The sequence below is a fragment of the Methylotenera sp. E1MeOHC1 genome, assembly GCF_058745595.1.
In genome coordinates this window covers 336,333-355,063 of the sequence record NZ_CP196025.1, presented here as the reverse complement: position 1 = coordinate 355,063, position 18,731 = coordinate 336,333, and the positions used below count along the sequence as shown (strand labels likewise).

Here is an 18,731-nt window from a genome sequence, read left to right as displayed (position 1 = left end):
ATATCAAATTAACCAATAATGGTGTGCTGTTTACGCAAAAGTTTGATGCAAAACATACAAGGCAACACCACAATCAGTTAAAATAACCCATTAATTTACTCAAGTTATAAACACTTGTAGCACTATCCAATATAAATCAGGCCAATATTAAATCAGGAATTCACGACATGGCAATTTCAGAACTACTCATTCAAAGCACCTTAAAACTATGTATAGACCCTAACACGGGCAAAGACTTTGTGAGCGGTAAATCAGCAAGAAACATCAAGGTAGATGGCAATGATGTCAGTTTAGATATCGTATTAGGCTACCCAGCAAAATCTGTCATGGCAGACATACAAAACCACGTAGCACAAGCCTTATTGGGCATTGAAGGCATAGGCCGAGTTACAGTGAATGTCAGCAGTAAAATCGTCGCGCATAAAGCGCAACAAGGCGTGAGCTTGTTGCCAAACGTTAAAAACATTATTGCGGTAGCTTCAGGTAAAGGCGGCGTGGGTAAATCAACCACATCTGTTAACTTAGCGTTAGCACTGGCGGCAGAAGGCGCAAGCGTAGGCTTGCTAGATGCAGATATCTACGGCCCAAGCCAACCGCAAATGTTAGGCATTAGCGGCCGACCAGAAAGCCTAGACGGCAAAAGCATGGAACCAATGGAAGCACACGGCATACAGGCAATGTCTATCGGCTTTTTAATCGACACGGACACCCCAATGGTATGGCGCGGCCCAATGGTGACAGGCGCGTTAGAGCAGCTATTACGTGATACTAAATGGCGCGACCTAGATTACCTAGTGATTGACCTACCGCCAGGCACTGGCGACATTCAACTGACATTGTCACAAAAAATTCCTGTCACTGGCGCAATCATCGTTACCACACCGCAAGATATTGCGCTGCTAGACGCACGTAAGGGTCTTAAAATGTTTGAGAAAGTCAGCATCCCTATTTTAGGCATTGTTGAAAACATGAGCACGCACATCTGCTCTAACTGTGGTCACGAAGAGCATATCTTCGGTGCTGGTGGTGGTGAGTTGATGGCAAAAGACTACAACGTAGATTTATTAGGCGCATTACCGCTGGATATTAATATCCGCATGCAAGCTGATAGCGGCAAGCCAACTGTGATTGCAAATCCAGATTCTAAAGTAGCCAATATCTACAAAGAAATTGCACGCAAGGCAGCGATTAAGATTGCCAACGCAAGCTTGGATCACAGCGGAAAATTCCCTAACATCGTAATCCAAAACACCTAAATTAAACTAAAAAAAACACTTTAAGTGACTGCTTAAAGTGTTTTGATGTTTTGAATCTAGATTTGAAGGATGGCGCGCGATGACCTCGTGCGCCATCCTTCAATTACTTTAGCCTTCAATTATTTCAGGTACATTTAGATAGCTTGAATTAAAACTCAACGCCAAAACTGTACACATCAACACCGCAAGCTGGCGCAATCAAGGTTGCTGGAATTGCAACGCCATTTAACCAGTTATTCACTGCATCTTGCTTACCTGCACCGGTCACCAGAAAAATCACACCATGTGTATTATCAAGACGGTTTTGGCTAATGGTCACGCGCTCAGCAGGTGGTTTAGGTGAGTTAAACACAGGCACAGCATCCGCACTATTATCAACCGCCTGATTCGGGAACAAGCTAGCAGTGTGGCCATCTTCACCCAAGCCTAAAATTACTAAGTCAAACGTACGAACGCCAGCCAAAGTTTGCGCATAGGCTTTTGCACCTTCAACATTGCCCAACTCCGCAGGGATATCATGAATCTGATTTTGCGGAATCGCCACATGGTTTAACCAAGCATCACGCGCCATTTTGCTATTACGCTCTACGTGGTCCACAGGCAAACAGCGGTCATCATTATGGTAAACGTGCCAATTAGCCCAGTCTGCGTTTTCTTTAGCAAGTAACTGATACACGCTTTTTGGCGTACTGCCACCAGCTAGCACAATTAAAAAGCTACCGTGTTTTTGAATCGCCTCATCTGCAGCCTGCAGAATACGTTTTAATGTCGCCTGATTGATTTCATCTTGCGAATTAAACCGGTACCAACGTGTATGCTGATTATTAGCCAAAGTAAGAGATTTAACTTCAAGTGTTTGTGTGGTTTGCATAAAACAGTGCTGCCTTTTTCGGTATAATTACGTTAATTCATTTAAAGGCGCTATTTTAACCTGAGTGATTCATAAAGTTGCGAAATTATGAATCAATCTAGCGAATGTAAAATAGCCGCAGTATTTACAAAAACCTATTTAAGAAAGTTTGAAATAATGGCAAAAAAAATAGATCCTTGTACCTTGGTGCTGTTTGGCGCGAGTGGTAACTTATCTCGCATCAAATTAATGCCTGGTTTGTTTCGCCTAGATGCAGCTGGTCGCCTACCGGAACACATGGTGATTCTTTCAGTTGGCCGCGGTGAAGTAAGTCGCGAAGACTGGCAAGCCGATGTTAAAGGTATGTTGGATGCCAAATTCAAAAACGGTTACGACCAAAAAGTGTTCGAGCGTTTTATCGCACGTAACCACTATCACTCAAACCCGCCAACTGACCCGAATGCAATGAACAAACTGCGCGAAAGATTGGCAGATGAGTCTGTATATCCACAAAACCTAGCTTACTTCTTATCAGTACGCCCTACTGACTTTGCACCGATTGTTGCGCAACTGGCAGAGCTTGGCTTGGTTGACGAGAGCAAATACTGGCGCCGTGTGTTGATTGAGAAACCATTTGGTACAGACTTGCCAAGCGCACAAGCACTGCAAGCTGAACTGACCAAATACCTAAAAGAAAGCCAAATCTACCGTATTGACCACTACTTAGGTAAATCTGCTTTACAAAACGTAATGCTGACACGCTTTGCCAATGCAATGTTCGAGCCATTATGGAACAACGAGCACATCGATCACGTACAAATCACCAACAATGAAACTTTAGGCGTTGGCGACCGCACCACATTCTACGATGCAACAGGTGCACTACGCGACATGGTACAAAGCCACTTGCTACAAACACTAGCACTAGTTGCGATGGAAAAACCATCAGACCTTAGCCCAGAGAGCATTCGTGCTGAAAAAATCAAGCTGCTAGAGTCTATTCGCCCAATTCCTGTGAGCGAGCTAAACAAGCACGCCTTCCGCGCACAATACAAAGCTGGCCGCGTACAAGCCGGTGACGGTCATGGTGAGAACGTAACTGGCTACTTGGAAGAGTTAGCACGTGACGGCGTAACAGAAAGCGTGACAGAAACTTATGCAGCATTAAAGCTGTTCATTGATAATCCACGCTGGAAAGGCGTGCCATTCTACGTGCGTACTGCTAAACGCATGCACGAAGGCAACACCGCTATTTCTATCCGCTTCAAAAAAGCACCGATGCAATTGGTAGAAGGCCAACATCAAAACTGGTTAACACTGAACATTCAGCCACGTGAATGTATCAAAATGGAAATCGAATCTAAGATTCCAGGTTTAGACATTGCAACGCGCACATTAAGCATCGATGCGCCACAACGCCAACAAGGTGATGAGACTATCGACTCTTACGAATCTTTAATGCTTAATTTGATGGAAGGCGACCCATCACTTTACCTTCACATCAGTGAAGTTGAAGCACAATGGCGCTTGGTAGACCCTGTGGTAAAAGCATGGATGGCTGACAAATCACCAGTACATCAGTACCCAGCTGGCAGCCGTGACCCACAAGAGTCTAGCGTGATTTTTGAATCTGAAGATCAGTTCTGGCGCTATAGTATTGAATTAGGCGGCGACAAGCACTAAGCTGCAATTTCATCTATAAAAGCGCTTTAAGAAGCCTCACAACTTATTCAATAAGTGTGAGGCTTTTTTCCAGCTGAATCTTAATAAATTTTCATTGTAATTCAGCGGTTAGGCCTTATAATTCGATTCACTTTAAACCTCTATAAATTTAAACACTTATGAGCATTAAATCAGACAAATGGATTCGCCGTATGGCAGAACAACACGGCATGATAGAGCCATTTGAGCCTAATCAAGTCAAAATGAATGCGGCGGGCGAGCGCATGGTGTCTTACGGCACCTCTAGCTATGGCTACGACATTCGCTGCTCAAGAGAATTTAAGTTGTTTACCAACCTCAACAGCACTATTGTTGATCCAAAAAACTTTGATCCAAATTCATTTGTTGAAGTAAACGCAGACTACTGCATTATTCCACCAAACTCATTTGCGCTGGCACGTACAGTGGAGTACTTCCGTATCCCGCGTAACGTGCTTACCGTGTGCTTAGGTAAATCAACCTACGCACGCTGCGGCATTATCGTAAACGTAACCCCGTTTGAACCAGAGTGGGAAGGCTATGTCACACTAGAGTTCAGCAATACCACACCGTTACCAGCTAAGATTTACGCAAATGAAGGTTGCGCGCAAGTGCTGTTCTTTGAAGCAGACGCAGACGATATTTGCGAAACCAGCTATAAAGACCGTGGCGGCAAGTATCAAGGTCAAGTTGGCGTGACTTTACCAAAAATCTAACCTTAGCCGTATTTGGCCGTTGTAATCTAATCGATCAGACGGAAGCTAAGCGTATTACAAAGATAGATGTAAGAGTAAGCGACTACACCACAATAAAAACGTGTGCAAAGTCGCTCTCACCATAAAATTTAAAGGCATTTGAATGAAATTTCGTTTCCCTGTCATTATCATCGATGAAGACTTCCGCTCAGAGAACTCATCCGGCTTAGGTATTCGCGTACTGGCTAAAGCTATTGAAGAAGAAGGCACAGAAGTACTGGGCGTTACCAGCTATGGTGACCTGACTTCATTTGCACAACAGCAAAGCCGTGCATCAGCGTTCATTTTGTCGATTGATGATGAAGAGTTTATCGAAGAGAAACCAGAGGCGATTGAGCAGTTACGTAAGTTTGTAACGGAAATACGCCACCGCAACGAAGAAATCCCAATTTTCCTACACGGTGAAACACGCACCTCGCGCCACATCCCTAACGATGTACTACGCGAGCTGCATGGCTTTATTCATATGAATGAAGATACGCCAGAGTTCGTGGCACGTTTGATTATCCGTGAAGCTAAAGCCTATTTAGACAGCCTGCCACCGCCATTCTTTAAAGCGCTGACACATTATGCGGCGGATGGCTCTTACTCATGGCACTGCCCTGGCCACTCAGGTGGTGTAGCATTCTTGAAATCACCGGTTGGACAAATGTTCCATCAGTTCTTTGGTGAGAACATGCTGCGTGCAGACGTATGTAACGCGGTAGATGAACTTGGTCAACTGCTTGACCATACTGGCCCGGTAGCGGCTTCTGAGCGTAATGCAGCGCGTATTTACAATTGCGACCACTTGTACTTTGTGACTAACGGTACATCAACATCCAACAAAATGGTGTGGAACTCTACCGTAGCGCCAGGTGATGTGGTGGTGGTAGACCGTAACTGCCATAAATCAGTATTGCACTCCATCATTATGACAGGCGCAATCCCGGTATTCCTGATGCCTACGCGTAACCATTTCGGCATTATCGGCCCGATTCCAAAAAGCGAATTTGCTTGGGAAAACATTCAGAAGAAAATTGACCGCAACCCGTTTGCAACCGACAAAACGGTGAAACCTCGTGTATTGACTATCACGCAATCTACCTATGACGGCGTGTTATACAACGTAGAAGAAATCAAAGAGATGCTAGATGGCAAGATTGATACCCTGCACTTTGACGAGGCTTGGTTGCCACACGCTACATTCCATGATTTCTATGGCGATTACCACGCAATTGGCGCAGATCGCCCGCGCTGTAAAGAATCCATGGTGTTTTCAACGCAATCAACCCACAAACTGCTAGCAGGCTTGTCACAAGCCTCGCAGATTCTGGTGCAAGATGCAGAAAACAACCAACTGGACCGTGACGTATTCAACGAAGCGTACCTCATGCATACCTCTACCAGCCCACAGTATTCAATTGTGGCGAGTATTGACGTTGCTGCGGCCATGATGGAAGCACCAGGCGGCACAGCATTGGTAGAAGAATCTATCATGGAAGCCCTAGATTTCCGCCGCGCCATGCGTAAAGTGGATGAAGAATGGGGTACCGACTGGTGGTTCAAGGTTTGGGGTCCAAACGACCTTTCAGAAGAAGGTATTGAAGAGCGCGATGCATGGATGCTAAAAGCCAACGAAGGCTGGCATGGCTTTGGTAACCTAGCAGAAGGCTTTAATATGCTAGACCCAATCAAAGCCACCATCATCACCCCAGGCCTAGATATTCATGGAGATTTCTCAGATGAGTTCGGAATTCCAGCTGCAATCGTCACCAAGTATCTTGCTGAGCATGGCGTGATTGTTGAAAAAACTGGTTTATATTCGTTCTTTATCATGTTCACCATCGGCATTACCAAAGGCCGCTGGAACACCATGGTAGCTGCGTTACAACAGTTCAAAGACGATTACGACAAGAACCAGCCATTATGGAAAGTATTACCTGAATTTGTACAGAAAAACCCACGTTACGAACGCCTAGGCTTGCGCGATTTATGCGCACAGATTCACGGTGTATATAAAGCCAACGACGTGGCACGCTTAACGACAGAAATGTACCTGTCAGACATGGTACCGGCAATGAAGCCAACCGATGCGTTTGCAAAAATGGCACATCGCAAGATTGACCGCGTAGCGATTGATGAACTTGAAGGCCGCATTACTGCAGTGTTGCTAACACCTTACCCACCAGGCATTCCGTTATTGATTCCAGGCGAGCGCTTTAACAAAATCATTGTGAATTACCTGAAATTCGCACGTGAGTTTAATGAACGCTTCCCAGGCTTTGAAACTGATGTACACGGCTTAGTGAAACAAGTGGTTGATGGTAAAGCGACTTACTACGTAGATTGCGTGGCGCAGTAATAAGCTACTAGCCCAAGTTTTTCTTTTATCAGGGTGAGCCCACTTAATGGTGAACTCACCCACTTTAAATGGTTCACATGGCGCATCAGTACATCATTGTTGTTGCATTGCAAAGAATGACCGTAAAAAACATCCCCATCTAGAGACTATGCACAACGTTAACCTTTTACGTTTACTTAACTTAATATACTCATGCAAGTTACTTCGGTAGATCAACAAAAAGCTTTTCTATCCAGCCCTGCTTATTCTTTACACAAGCCCACGTTTTAGATGCAAATTTAGCTTGTTCAATTGTGCTTAATTTACGAGGGTTTTCTAATACAGCTTTATCTTTAGCGCTTGCAGTACATTCAGTTACAAACTGCGGCACTCTTAACAGTGCCCATGAATATATGCATGCATAAGTAATTGCAGCAAAAATTGCTATAAATATCAACTTCTTCATAAGCCTCAACTTCTCTATTAATAACCATTTGCTTAGCCCATGCAGGGCACGCTAGCTAGCAATACGCCACCCTGCGTGGTAATTGATCTATTGTTCGTTGATTTTCTGGGAGTTGGCGTGCATGGATAGTATGCTCAGAGGTGGTATTGAGATAAGTACATAAGGCGTTTTCAAAGGTTTGGCTAAGCTGTGGTTTCATCTGTGATGCCCTCCGTTTCTAGCCTGAAAAATATTCAGCAAGGAAAGCCTGATTAAGTGCACAAAAGGCAGCGACTAATCGGAATAAAAAACTCTAGCTATAGTGCTTAATAAACTGATTACTTGCGTATATAAGTAGCATAACTGAAGTTCAACCCTTTTTCAGAAGTATGTGCTTCACGTTCAGTTTCTTGCCATTCGGTAGAGTCTAATTTGGGGAAAAATGCATCGCCCGCTACGTCTAGTTCGATTTCAGTGATATACAGCTTATGTGCGAGCTTAAGGCCGGCTTGATACAGCTCTGCGCCGCCAATTAAGAACACTTCATCATCGTTTTCACATAAAGCGATGGCGGCTTCTAGTGAATTAGCAACCAGCGCACCTTCTATTTTGTAGTTTTCATTACGCGTCACTATCACAGTGGTACGACCTGGCAATAGGCGTCCAAGCGAATCGTAGGTCTTGCGGCCCATAATGATATGATGTCCCATGGTTAGGGCTCTAAAACGCTTTAAATCCTCAGGCAGGTGCCAAGGCAAGGTGTTGTTGACACCGATAACGCCATCATGCGCAACCGCAACAATAATTGATAATTGCGTCATTAAACAGCCACCAGACCTTTAATTGCAGGGTGCGGGTCATAGCCTTCCAATGTGAAGTCTTCAAATTTAAAACCAAAGATATCCTTCACTTCAGGGTTGATACGCATCGTTGGCAATGGACGCGGATCACGCTTTAGCTGCTCGTGCATTTGCTCAAAATGATTCGAATAAATGTGCGCATCGCCTAGGGTATGCACAAAGTCACCTAACCTTAAATTACATACCTGTGCCACCATCATAGTAAGCAATGCATAGGAGGCAATATTAAACGGCACGCCAAGGAAGATATCGGCACTGCGCTGATAAAGCTGGCAGCTGAGTTTGGAGCGTTGGTCAGTGTCATCTGGCGCAGCCGGCGCTACATAAAATTGAAAGAAAGCATGACAAGGCGGCAACTTCATCTGGTCAACATCTGCTACGTTCCATGCTGAAACGATTAGGCGACGTGAATCTGGGTTGGTCTTAATTGCATTCACCACCTGCGTAATCTGGTCAATGTGCGTACCGTCAGGTTTAGGCCAATTGCGCCATTGGTAGCCATACACTGGGCCTAGGTTGCCATTTTCATCAGCCCACTCATCCCAGATACGTACGCCATTTTCTTTTAAATACGCAATATTGGTGCTGCCTTGCAAAAACCACAGCAGCTCATGAATGATAGATTTTAAATGTACTTTTTTGGTGGTAAGTAAGGGAAAGCCCTCCGCCAAATTAAAGCGCATTTGGTAGCCAAATACAGAAACTGTACCGGTGCCGGTGCGGTCTTCTTTTTTGTTGCCATGGTTGAGCACGTGCTGCACTAAGTCGATGTATTGTTTCATTCTTAACTTACCATCCAAGCTATCGTCATGTTTGTCCCAATTAAAAATTTATTACTTTTATTGCCCACAGCCGCACGGCGATTTAAGGCATTAGCCCATTAAACAAGCAGCCACATTCATACATGCTGAATGTGGCCATTTATTTAAGTGTTGTTAGCGATAAAGGTTTTGATGTCTGCTGCACTAGCATCCATTACAGTAAATTTTTGTGGTAAAGACTCAATACCATTCAACGCAGCTGGGCGCTGCGGCGCTTGGCCTAAAGCTTCCACGATAGCGTCTTCAAATTTGGCTGGCAATGCAGTCTCTAACACCACCATTGGTGTGTTTGTATCTAAATGCTCTAATGCAACTTTTAAGCCGTCTGCAGTGTGCGTATCAATTACCACATCGTATTTAGCTTTAGTTTCACGGATGGTTTGCATACGGTGCGCATGATTGCTACTGCCAGATACAAAACCATAATCCGCGATTTTTGCAAAATAGCCGTCCGCGTTCAAATCAAAGCTGTTACCAGCATCCACTTTAGCCCAAAGTGCGCGTGTTTTATCGCTGTCACGTCCAACTAAGTCAAACACAAAGCGCTCAAAGTTAGAGGCCTTGCTGATGTCCATAGACGGGCTGGAGGTATGGTAGGTGTTAGCTGAACCGCGTGGGCTATATACGCCAGTTTTGAAGAACTCGTCTAACACATCGTTCTCATTGGTTGCAACCACCAGCTTATCAACTGGCAAACCCATCATGCGTGCAATGTGGCCGGCACATACGTTACCAAAGTTACCTGACGGTACTGAGAAGCTAACCTTTTGGCTGTTATTTTGCGTCACGGCAAAGTAGCCTTTAAAGTAATAAACCACTTGCGCTACGATACGGCCCCAGTTAATGGAGTTTACTGCACCGATTTTATATTCAGACTTAAACGCAGCATCGTTAGATACAGCCTTCACCATATCCTGACAATCATCAAATACACCGTTCACTGCAATATTGTAGATATTGTCATCTTGTAGGCTAAACATCTGCGCAGTTTGGAAGCGGCTCATTTTCTTATGTGGTGATAGCATAAATACACGTATGCCTTTTTTACCGCGCATCGCGTATTCAGCCGCTGAGCCAGTGTCACCAGAGGTCGCACCTAAGATATTGGTAGTCTTACCTTCTTTGGTTAAAACGTACTCAAACAAGTTACCCAGCAACTGCATTGCCATGTCTTTAAACGCTAATGTAGGGCCATTAGAAAGGCTGAGCAAATATAGGTTATCTTGCAGCTTTAAGGTTGGCGTAATGTCAGCAGCATTCTGCCCAGTACGGGTAAATGCATACACATCAGCACGGTAAGTTTTATCAATAATCGCTTTTAAGTCAGCGGCAGGAATATCATCCACAAAGCGTGATAAGATGGCAAACGCCAAGTCTGCATAAGATAAACCACGCATCGCGGTTAAATCAGCATCAGTGAATTGCGGATAGGTTTCTGGCAGATACAAACCGCCGTCTGGCGCTAAACCACCCAATAAAATTTGGCTAAAACTTAAAGCAGGCGATTGCCCGCGTGTTGATATGTATTTCATTTAATCTCTCATACGTCCGTCATCCCAGTTTACGGTGAAACGACGGCTTAGTCATTATTTTGCAAGTTCTTCCATACGAATGCGGACGACTTTAGCTGTGATTGCCTCAAGGGCTTCGATAGCGACAATCGCTGCATTCATGTTTTTCTCAACGGTGATATGCGTCAAAATCACGATATCCGCTTCGGTTTCGTTCTCATCAGGCTCTTTTTGCAACATGGCATCGATAGAGATACTGCGGTCACCTAAGATTTTAGTCACATCAGCCAATACACCCGGTTTGTCGCTCGCGCGTAAACGTAGGTAATAAGCGCTTTGTACTTCATCAATAGGTAAAATTGCCAAGTCTTGCACTTGCTCTGGCTGGAACGCTAGGTAAGGCACACGTTGTGCACTCGTTGCATCGATTAAACGTGCAACATCCATCAAATCTGCCACCACAGCACTTGCTGTTGGCTCTGCACCCGCACCAGCACCGTAGTATAGCGTTGGACCAACTGCATCGCCCTTCACTACTACCGCGTTCATGGCGCCATTCACGTTAGCCACCAAGCGCTTCTCTGGGATTAAAGTCGGATGCACGCGTAACTCAACGCCATTATCCGTGCGCTTAGTAATACCAAGCAACTTCACGCGGTAGCCTAATTCTTCAGCGTACTTAATATCTACCTGCTCTAATTTGGTAATGCCTTCAGTGTAAGCTTGCTCAAACTTCATTGGCATGCCAAAAGCGATGGCAGACATAATGGTCAATTTGTGCGCGGCATCGATACCCTCTACGTCAAAAGTCGGGTCAGCTTCGGCATAACCTAAACGCTGTGCCTCACCCAATACATCGGCAAAGTTGAGGCCTTTTTCACGCATTTCTGTCAGAATAAAGTTAGTGGTGCCGTTAATAATACCAGCCACCCACTCAACACGATTAGCGCCTAAGCCTTCACGCAAGGCTTTAATAATAGGGATACCGCCAGCAACCGCCGCTTCAAAAGCTACAATCACATTATTTGCTTTTGCCGCTGCAAAAATTTCATTACCGTACAAGGCAATTAATGCCTTATTGGCTGTCACCACATGTTTTTTATTGGCAATTGCTTTTAACACGAGCTCACGGCTCAAGGTGTAGCCGCCAATCAGTTCAACAACCACATCCACCGCTGGGTTATTCACCACGGCAAATGCGTCATCAGTCACATCTACATCCGTAGCCAACGCTTTTGCATTGGCTAAATTTCTATCTGCTACCTGTACCACGTTAATTGCCACACCAGTACGGCGCGTAATTTCAGATGCATTGCGTTTTAATACTGTATACGTACCACCGCCTACTGTGCCTAAGCCCAATATCCCAACATTTAACTGTTTCAAGCTTTTGCTCCATCTAATTTTGATTCATGCTTTTTTCTGTAATTTTCTAAGAACCTAGCAATACGTTTAATCGCTTCAGTCAAATCATCTACATTCGGTAAGAACACAACGCGGAAATGATCTGGTGTTTTCCAATTAAAACCAGTGCCTTGCACTAACAGCACTTTTTCTTCCAACAATAAATCGAGGATGAATTTTTGATCATCTTCAATCGGGTAGACTTTTGGGTCTAACTTCGGAAACAGATACATCGCAGCCTGCGGCTTAGTACAGGTCACACCAGGAATTGCAGTGAGCAGCTCATAGGCAATATCACGCTGTTTACACAAACGCCCTTCTGGTGCGACTAAATCGTCAATACTTTGGTAACCACCTAAAGCAGTTTGAATCGCCAACTGACCAGGCACATTGGCGCACAAGCGCATAGAGGCCAACATATTCAAGCCTTCAATGTAGTCCTGTGCATGCTTTTTCTCACCACTCAAAATCATCCAACCTGCACGATAGCCGCAAGTACGATAGTTTTTTGACAAGCCATTAAACGTGACAAATAACACGTCATCAGCAAGTGATGCAATCGACGTATGTTCGTTACCGTCGTATAAAACTTTATCGTAAATTTCGTCTGCGAAAATCACCAAACCATGATGACGCGCAATTTCTACAATGCCTTCTAAAATCTCACGTGGGTACAGTGCGCCTGTAGGATTGTTCGGGTTAATCACCACAATACCGCGTGTATTTGCCGTGATTTTTGACTCGATATCTTTAAGATTCGGCATCCAGCCTGATTCTTCATCACACAGATAGTGACGTGCAGTACCGCCTGCCAATGTAACCGCAGCCGTCCATAAAGGATAATCTGGCATTGGTACCAAAACTTGGTCACCATTATTTAACAAGCCTTGCATCGACATCACTATCAGCTCAGACACACCGTTGCCGATAAAAATATCGTCTACTGTTACGCCTTTGATATGCTTACTTTGTGTGTAATGCATGATAGATTTACGCGGCTCGAACAGGCCTTTACTATCCGTATAGCCACCCGCTTTGGCCATGTTGCGAATCACATCCTGCTGAATCTCTTCAGGCACTTCAAACCCGAATGAGGCAGGATTACCAATATTAAGCTTGATGATATGATGGCCGTCTTCTTCCATCTCGCGGGCGCGCTGTAGCACAGGGCCGCGAATGTCATAACAGACATTGTTAAGTTTATTAGATTTATGTAAAGGCTGCATGATGCGTGAATTCGCGCTTAAAAAAGCTTATTAGTGAAAGGCATTAGTTTACATTAGAATGAGGCTTTGATTCAATTAAGCCTCAGAGAATAAAGGCAAAAATCGACAATGAAGTTACATTTAACTACCGCTGAAAATAACAACCTGATCACAGCATATGGCGAAAGCTATATAGAGATCAACAAACAACGTTATGCACAAAACTTAATTGTCATGCCGCAGACAATTCTGGTTGATTGGCATGCAGGCAATGTAAGCACTTTGAATAACGATCATTTCCAAGAAATAATCAAATTAAAGCCAGAAGTTGTACTGTTAGGCACAGGTGCAACGCACGTGTTCTTACATCCAAAAAATCATCAAACTCTTACCGAGCATGGGATTGCGCTTGAATGCATGACGACAGCGGCTGCCTGTCGCACCTATAACATCTTAATGAGTGAAGGCCGGCTTGTTGCCGCTGCGCTTATACTGTAAACAATATCCACACTCGTATACTGTGATTCATTGTGAATATTGCCTTAGCTAGTAAAGTTTACATCTCATTAATTGTGGAAGCGAGCTTCTAGAGTAAAAAATTAGCACTACCAGCAACACAAAAGCTAAATAGAGAAAGCCACACATATTGCAGTAATCAATGACGTAACACTGAATAATACAGTTATTAACTTTACAGTATGCATTTGAGACCATAACAACAACCCTGTGATGGACAGCAGGATAAAGCTAGCCGCTATCGAGTCTGCAATCAATACCCAGATTACATTTACACCGACAGCCATATGAAGCCGTGTAAGCGTGCCTACTATAGTGGAGTCAGCATTCTCTAAATTAATTACTTTACTCCCTGCAAAATATTCTGCATTAATTGCTCTATCTGGCCGGTGTAGGCTAATAACCCAACGTTCTGGTTGTTTGACTTTAACATCATTCCAGATCACTTCTTTGCTAGGTTCGACTTTAATGAACGCTGCTTGAGAAACTTTAAAGTTCATCTTTTGCGCAACCCATGCTGCCAATAACTCTGGAGTTTCAAAGCTTTCATTTGGTAATTGTATTTCAATTATTTTTTGTACTGATTTTTGTACTGGCAATTTCATCACCACGCGATGATTCATGATAATGCCAGTGACGCCAAATATCACCCCTAGCAACGCACCCCACAAACCTAGATAAATGTGAGTTTTCCTCAACCATATCAAGAAATTAGCACGCTTACTACGCCCACGTAGAGGACGGTGCGAACTTATTGAGTGAGTGGTTGTATTTAGAGTTTTTAATTTAATATCAGCTTGCATCAGTTACTCAGATCTGTTGAGATAATAGGTCTTAATTTGTACATTAGAAATCTACAGTTGCAGATAACATAAGAGTGCGGGGAGCCCCTATTGAAACTCCGCTATAAGAAGCAACCCCTGACCAGTAATCTCGGTCAAATACATTTAGTACATTTGCACGTAAAGTCGCCGCATGCCCTGTGACAGCCGTTGTATAGCGCGCGCCCAAATCAAATCGAGTCCAAGATGCTAGCTCCTGAGTATTCGCCTGATTAACATATTGTTTGTCAGTAAAAGTAATCGCCCCATTTACTGTTAATCCTGGCACCCAAGATGTATCCCACTCCAAACCTAGATTGGCCTGAGACGAGGGAACGCCAATAGGTGTTTTCCCCCGTGTTGCTACATTGTTGGTTTTTGTAAGTTCAGCATCAAAAAACGTTGCACCGCTCAACAGCCTCACTCCAGTAGTAACCTCACCGATAATATTGAACTCCAAACCTCGGTTACGTTGCTCCGCATCAACAGCAAACACACCGTTAGTTAACTGACCACTAGGTTTCTCGATTTGGAACACACTTAAAGTGCTGATAAAGCTTCCATGATCAATCTTGACACCTACTTCCCGTTGCTTAGTTTTATATGGGGCGAAACTCTGACCAGCGTTTGTAGCAGTTAATGGCGCGATATCGCCGCGACTAAGCCCTTCGATATAATTTCCATAAAAAGCCACGTGTTGCCAAGGCTTAATTACTATTCCAGCCAAAGGTGTTAGTGCATCGTCTTTATATGCGCTGGTAACAGCACCATTTGTACTGAAATTCTTGGACTCCACTTGTTGCTTTCTAACCCCCAAAGTGATTAGCAAACGTTCATTTAACAGCGACATTGCATCCGCAAGTGCTACTCCTTGAAGTTTAGATTCGGATAACTTAGGCGTTGATGGTGATGCAACATTTTGATCTGGTTGATTAATTGGCGAGTATAGATTCGATAAAACTGCGGTACCATTTCTTGAGCCACGGTCTATGCGGTCTTCATATAGACTTGTTTGTAATGTAACTGCATGGGTAATTGCAGCAGAATCGAATTGTGTTCTGATACCAGCGTCGTAAGATGTTCTGTGAATATTAAATATGAAATTCCCTGGTGTAGAGCTTGTATCGCCTCTTACATTGAGAATAGTTGGTGTACCAAAAGTTCTCTCAACATCAGTATGAGCTCCGCCAGCACTTGCAAAAACTGTAGTAGTGTTGGTTAAATCAAACTCAGTCTTTAATAATGTTGATCGGTCATGCACATTGGCATACTCCCATTTTTGTGTAACATTACGCTGCCCATCGGGCGCGGAAGGTAAACCCACGCCATTTGCCACCAGAAATGGGCGAGACGGTGCGTTGATATCTTCTTTTTGATTTAAAAAATCTAGAGATGCTCTGAAACGATCTCCAGAATAATCTAACGCTAAAGCACCAACGAAAGACTCTCTAGATTGATTATCGAGCGGAGTATCACCCTCATAAAAGCTCCCATTAAAACGCACTCCAAATTGACGGTCTTCACCTAAACGACGACTTATATCTACATGACCTCCCAGTTGAGATTTTGTAGCATAAGACGTAGTTAACCGAGTTAAATCCTTATTCGCTGCACGTTTAGGAACTATGTTAATTACACCACCCACAGCACTATTCGGTGACATGCCATATAGCAATGCTGCAGGCCCCTTTATAACCTCAATACGTTCTGCATAGTCAGTAAAAATTCGATAATTAGGGGCTACACCATATACGCCATCAAAAGCAATTTCACCTGCATTACCTTCTCCAATCGGAAAGCCGCGAATAAAAAAGGAATCGAATAACCCTCCTGTTTGTCCAGAAGACCTAACTCCTGCATCTTTGGAAAGCACCTCTGCTGCAGTCATAGCTTGCTGGTTTTCTATCATTTCGCTTGTGTAGCTAGATATGCTGAACGGAGCATTTAACAATGTAGTGTTTCCCAACAATCCAAGGCGGCCACCATTAGCAATCTGACCGCCAGCATAAGCTGGCGGCAGTGAATTAGGATCTACCTTAGCATTTACCTTGATCTCAGATAAAGTCTCTGTGTCTTCATTTTTTATTTCCAACTCAGCGGCAATTGACTGTAAAGGGTAATAAGACAATAAGGTAGAGATAACAGAAAAATGCAAAATATTTTTTTTATTCAATTTAGCAGCCCTATGATAATAAGATTTATTCTCACATTGTAAATGAGAATCATTATTATTACAAAGCAATGCTAAATATAAATTGGTTTACATTTAACTAGGTCACAATAATATTTAAGTGAAACAGGCGACCAGTTAAATTTTTTAATATCAACGATAACTTTCAGCAGATACGCTTTGGCCGAAAGAGAATGCGCAACACAAAAGTCAATTTAACAGATTGTTAGTAGCAGCCTATAGTCACACAAACAACTAAAGGCGACCAACGCTTGAGTTAAGCGGCGACCGTAGACATCACACTTTAATGAGAAATAAGGCAAAGAATACAATCAGCCTCATAAGCAGAAAATGCCTACTAAAGTAAAATATTGGAGGTAAAGTAACTGGGGGTACCGCTTTCTTGTTACAACTCTTATGCACCGTACTGTTTGATAGCTGAGCAGCTAACTGCGTCTCTTAAATATAAACGGTAAACTTGATGAGCTGCTAGCTAGCAACCTATGCAAAGAAGGTATCTTAGCGAAACAACTAGCCTTTTGTGGCCGCTTTCAAAACTGCGCTCAATACCCCTGGGTATTTGCTTTCCACTTCTTCAAGCCGCAAAGAGTTCATGTGCTCTGTCCCCTCAATCAAGGTCTCAACCAGACCTGCGCTTCGAAGAATTTTGAAGTGATGCGACATGCTGGATTTAGGGCGATTTAAATTAATCTCCCCGCACGTTAATTTCTTACCCGCTTGTGCAAGCATTACCACAATCTCCAGGCGAGTCGGGTCAGCAAGGGCATACATAATGTCCGTTAATTCGACTTGCTCTATTGTTGGATGTTTGATCTGTCGCATGTATTAAATTTAACACATCTCTTTACAAAATTCTATAGTTCCATTATATTCGAACAATAGTATTAAACATTTAATATCAACCTAAGGATCATCATGAAAGATTTGTTTTCGCCTTACCAACTGAAAGATGTCACGTTAAAAAACAGAATCGCTATTCCTCCTATGTGCCAATACATGGCAGATGATGGCTTAGCTAATGACTGGCATAAAGTGCACTACACTAGCCTAGCGCGTGGAGGAAGCGGCCTAGTGATAGTAGAAGCAACTGCAGTATCACCAGAGGGACGCATCACGCCAAACTGCCTAGGCATTTGGAATGATGAGCAAGCTGAACAATTGCGTGAAATTGCTACAGCAATCAAAGCAGCAGGTGCAGTCCCTGGCATTCAGATTGCACATGCAGGACGTAAAGCCAGCGCCAATATTCCATGGGAAGGCGACGACCACATCCCTGCTGACAACCCAAGCGCATGGCCAACCATCGCCCCATCTGCAATCGCATTCGGCGGCGATCTTGCACGCGTACCAACTGAAATGACGGTGGCTGATATCAAGCGTGTACAAAATGACTTTGTGTTAGCAGCGCAACGCGCACGTGATGCAGGATTTGAATGGTTAGAGCTGCACCTTGCCCATGGCTATATGGGCCAAAGCTTTTTCTCTCCACATTCAAATAAAAGAACAGATGAATATGGCGGTAGCTATGAGAACCGAGCTAGATTCAGCAATGAGATGCTTACAGCGGTGAGAAAAGTTTGGCCAGAGAATTTACCATTAACCGCTCGATTTGGCGTTTTAGAATATGATAATAAAGATGAAGAAACACTGAGCGAGTCTATTCGATTAGTGAATGAGTGGAAGCAAATCGGGCTGGATATGCTGAGTGTCAGTGTAGGGTTCACCATTCCAGAAACCAACATCCCATGGGGGCCTGCATTTCTGGCTCCAATTGCTGAGCGCGTGCGAAATGAAACGCAATTACCAGTTTCATCCGCATGGGGCTTTGGTGCACCTAAGCTTGCCGATCAAGCCGTGCGCAATGAACAGTTGGACTTAGTAATGATAGGACGCGCGCACTTGGAAAACCCAAACTGGTCATATCAAGCGGCTAAGGAGTTAGGGGTAGAGCAACCAGCTTGGGTACTGCCGCCACCATATGCGCATTGGTTATCAAGATACAGAAGCCCAACCGCAGAATAAGCTAATGTAGTAAATTGAGTTGGGTGTAATCAGCGCTTACACCCACTTAA

16 protein-coding genes are annotated in these 18,731 nt (G+C 43.9%); 6 read left to right on the top strand and 10 right to left on the bottom strand.

Features of this window, described 5'->3' with window-relative positions; translation table 11 throughout:
- Positions 1–167 precede the first annotated feature (167 nt).
- Positions 168–1,256 carry an iron-sulfur cluster carrier protein ApbC gene (gene apbC, locus ACSSU7_RS01595; RefSeq protein WP_492516999.1) on the top strand — a complete coding sequence of 363 codons (1,089 nt, stop codon included), beginning with the start codon at positions 168–170 and terminating at the stop codon, positions 1,254–1,256.
- Between the two features lie 148 nt (positions 1,257–1,404).
- Here the strand turns inward: apbC and pgl are convergent, their stop codons facing one another.
- On the bottom strand, positions 1,405–2,127 hold the full coding sequence (gene pgl / locus ACSSU7_RS01590; protein ID WP_492516998.1) for a 6-phosphogluconolactonase: 723 nt from the start codon (positions 2,125–2,127) through the stop codon (positions 1,405–1,407).
- 156 nt (positions 2,128–2,283) lie between these two features.
- Between pgl and zwf the strand changes: the two genes are divergently transcribed.
- The 3 genes from zwf to ACSSU7_RS01575 all read left to right on the top strand — a co-directional run bounded on the left by zwf (position 2,284) and on the right by ACSSU7_RS01575 (position 6,906).
- Positions 2,284–3,789, top strand: a complete 1,506-nt coding sequence (gene zwf / locus ACSSU7_RS01585; protein ID WP_492516997.1) for a glucose-6-phosphate dehydrogenase — start codon at positions 2,284–2,286, stop codon at positions 3,787–3,789.
- Between the two features lie 158 nt (positions 3,790–3,947).
- Entirely contained in the window at positions 3,948–4,523 is a 576-nt protein-coding gene (dcd, locus tag ACSSU7_RS01580) for a dCTP deaminase (RefSeq protein ID WP_331020618.1), read from the top strand.
- A gap of 142 nt (positions 4,524–4,665) precedes the next feature.
- Positions 4,666–6,906, top strand: a complete 2,241-nt coding sequence (locus tag ACSSU7_RS01575; protein ID WP_492516996.1) for an Orn/Lys/Arg family decarboxylase — start codon at positions 4,666–4,668, stop codon at positions 6,904–6,906.
- Positions 6,907–7,105: 199 nt separating this feature from the next.
- On the opposite strand, the gene ACSSU7_RS01570 is transcribed toward ACSSU7_RS01575, so the two are convergent.
- The 6 genes from ACSSU7_RS01570 to ACSSU7_RS01545 form a co-directional block, all read right to left on the bottom strand.
- Positions 7,106–7,351, bottom strand: coding sequence for a hypothetical protein (locus ACSSU7_RS01570; RefSeq protein WP_492516995.1), 246 nt, complete (start codon positions 7,349–7,351; stop codon positions 7,106–7,108).
- A 317-nt stretch (positions 7,352–7,668) separates the two neighbouring features.
- A complete protein-coding gene (locus ACSSU7_RS01565; protein WP_492516994.1) occupies positions 7,669–8,151 on the bottom strand; it encodes a dihydrofolate reductase in 483 nt (160 codons plus the stop codon).
- Positions 8,151–8,972 carry a thymidylate synthase gene (locus ACSSU7_RS01560; RefSeq protein WP_492516993.1) on the bottom strand — a complete coding sequence of 274 codons (822 nt, stop codon included), beginning with the start codon at positions 8,970–8,972 and terminating at the stop codon, positions 8,151–8,153. Before ACSSU7_RS01560 ends, ACSSU7_RS01565 begins: the two co-directional genes overlap by 1 nt.
- Before the next feature lie 143 nt (positions 8,973–9,115).
- A complete protein-coding gene (gene thrC / locus ACSSU7_RS01555) occupies positions 9,116–10,543 on the bottom strand; it encodes a threonine synthase (RefSeq protein ID WP_492516992.1) in 1,428 nt (475 codons plus the stop codon).
- A 54-nt stretch (positions 10,544–10,597) separates the two neighbouring features.
- Positions 10,598–11,908, bottom strand: coding sequence for a homoserine dehydrogenase (locus ACSSU7_RS01550; RefSeq protein ID WP_492516991.1), 1,311 nt, complete (start codon positions 11,906–11,908; stop codon positions 10,598–10,600).
- On the bottom strand, positions 11,905–13,152 hold the full coding sequence (locus ACSSU7_RS01545; protein ID WP_492516990.1) for a pyridoxal phosphate-dependent aminotransferase: 1,248 nt from the start codon (positions 13,150–13,152) through the stop codon (positions 11,905–11,907). The genes ACSSU7_RS01550 and ACSSU7_RS01545 overlap by 4 nt, the downstream gene beginning before the upstream one ends.
- A 108-nt stretch (positions 13,153–13,260) precedes the next feature.
- Here ACSSU7_RS01545 and ACSSU7_RS01540 point away from each other — a divergent pair, with 108 nt between their 5' ends.
- Positions 13,261–13,629, top strand: a complete 369-nt coding sequence (locus ACSSU7_RS01540) for an Mth938-like domain-containing protein (RefSeq protein WP_492516989.1) — start codon at positions 13,261–13,263, stop codon at positions 13,627–13,629.
- A 125-nt stretch (positions 13,630–13,754) separates the two neighbouring features.
- Here ACSSU7_RS01540 and ACSSU7_RS01535 read toward each other — a convergent pair whose 3' ends face one another.
- From ACSSU7_RS01535 to ACSSU7_RS01525, 3 genes are all read right to left on the bottom strand, one after another.
- On the bottom strand, positions 13,755–14,450 hold the full coding sequence (locus tag ACSSU7_RS01535) for a PepSY-associated TM helix domain-containing protein (RefSeq protein WP_492516988.1): 696 nt from the start codon (positions 14,448–14,450) through the stop codon (positions 13,755–13,757).
- A 43-nt stretch (positions 14,451–14,493) separates the two neighbouring features.
- A complete protein-coding gene (locus ACSSU7_RS01530) occupies positions 14,494–16,641 on the bottom strand; it encodes a TonB-dependent receptor (RefSeq protein ID WP_492516987.1) in 2,148 nt (715 codons plus the stop codon).
- A gap of 528 nt (positions 16,642–17,169) precedes the next feature.
- Positions 17,170–17,481: an ArsR/SmtB family transcription factor gene (locus ACSSU7_RS01525; RefSeq protein WP_492516986.1), complete on the bottom strand. Its 312-nt coding sequence runs from the start codon at positions 17,479–17,481 to the stop codon at positions 17,170–17,172.
- Positions 17,482–17,574: 93 nt separating this feature from the next.
- Here ACSSU7_RS01525 and ACSSU7_RS01520 point away from each other — a divergent pair, with 93 nt between their 5' ends.
- On the top strand, positions 17,575–18,681 hold the full coding sequence (locus ACSSU7_RS01520) for an NADH:flavin oxidoreductase/NADH oxidase (protein ID WP_492516985.1): 1,107 nt from the start codon (positions 17,575–17,577) through the stop codon (positions 18,679–18,681).
- The last annotated feature ends 50 nt before the right edge of the window (positions 18,682–18,731 follow it).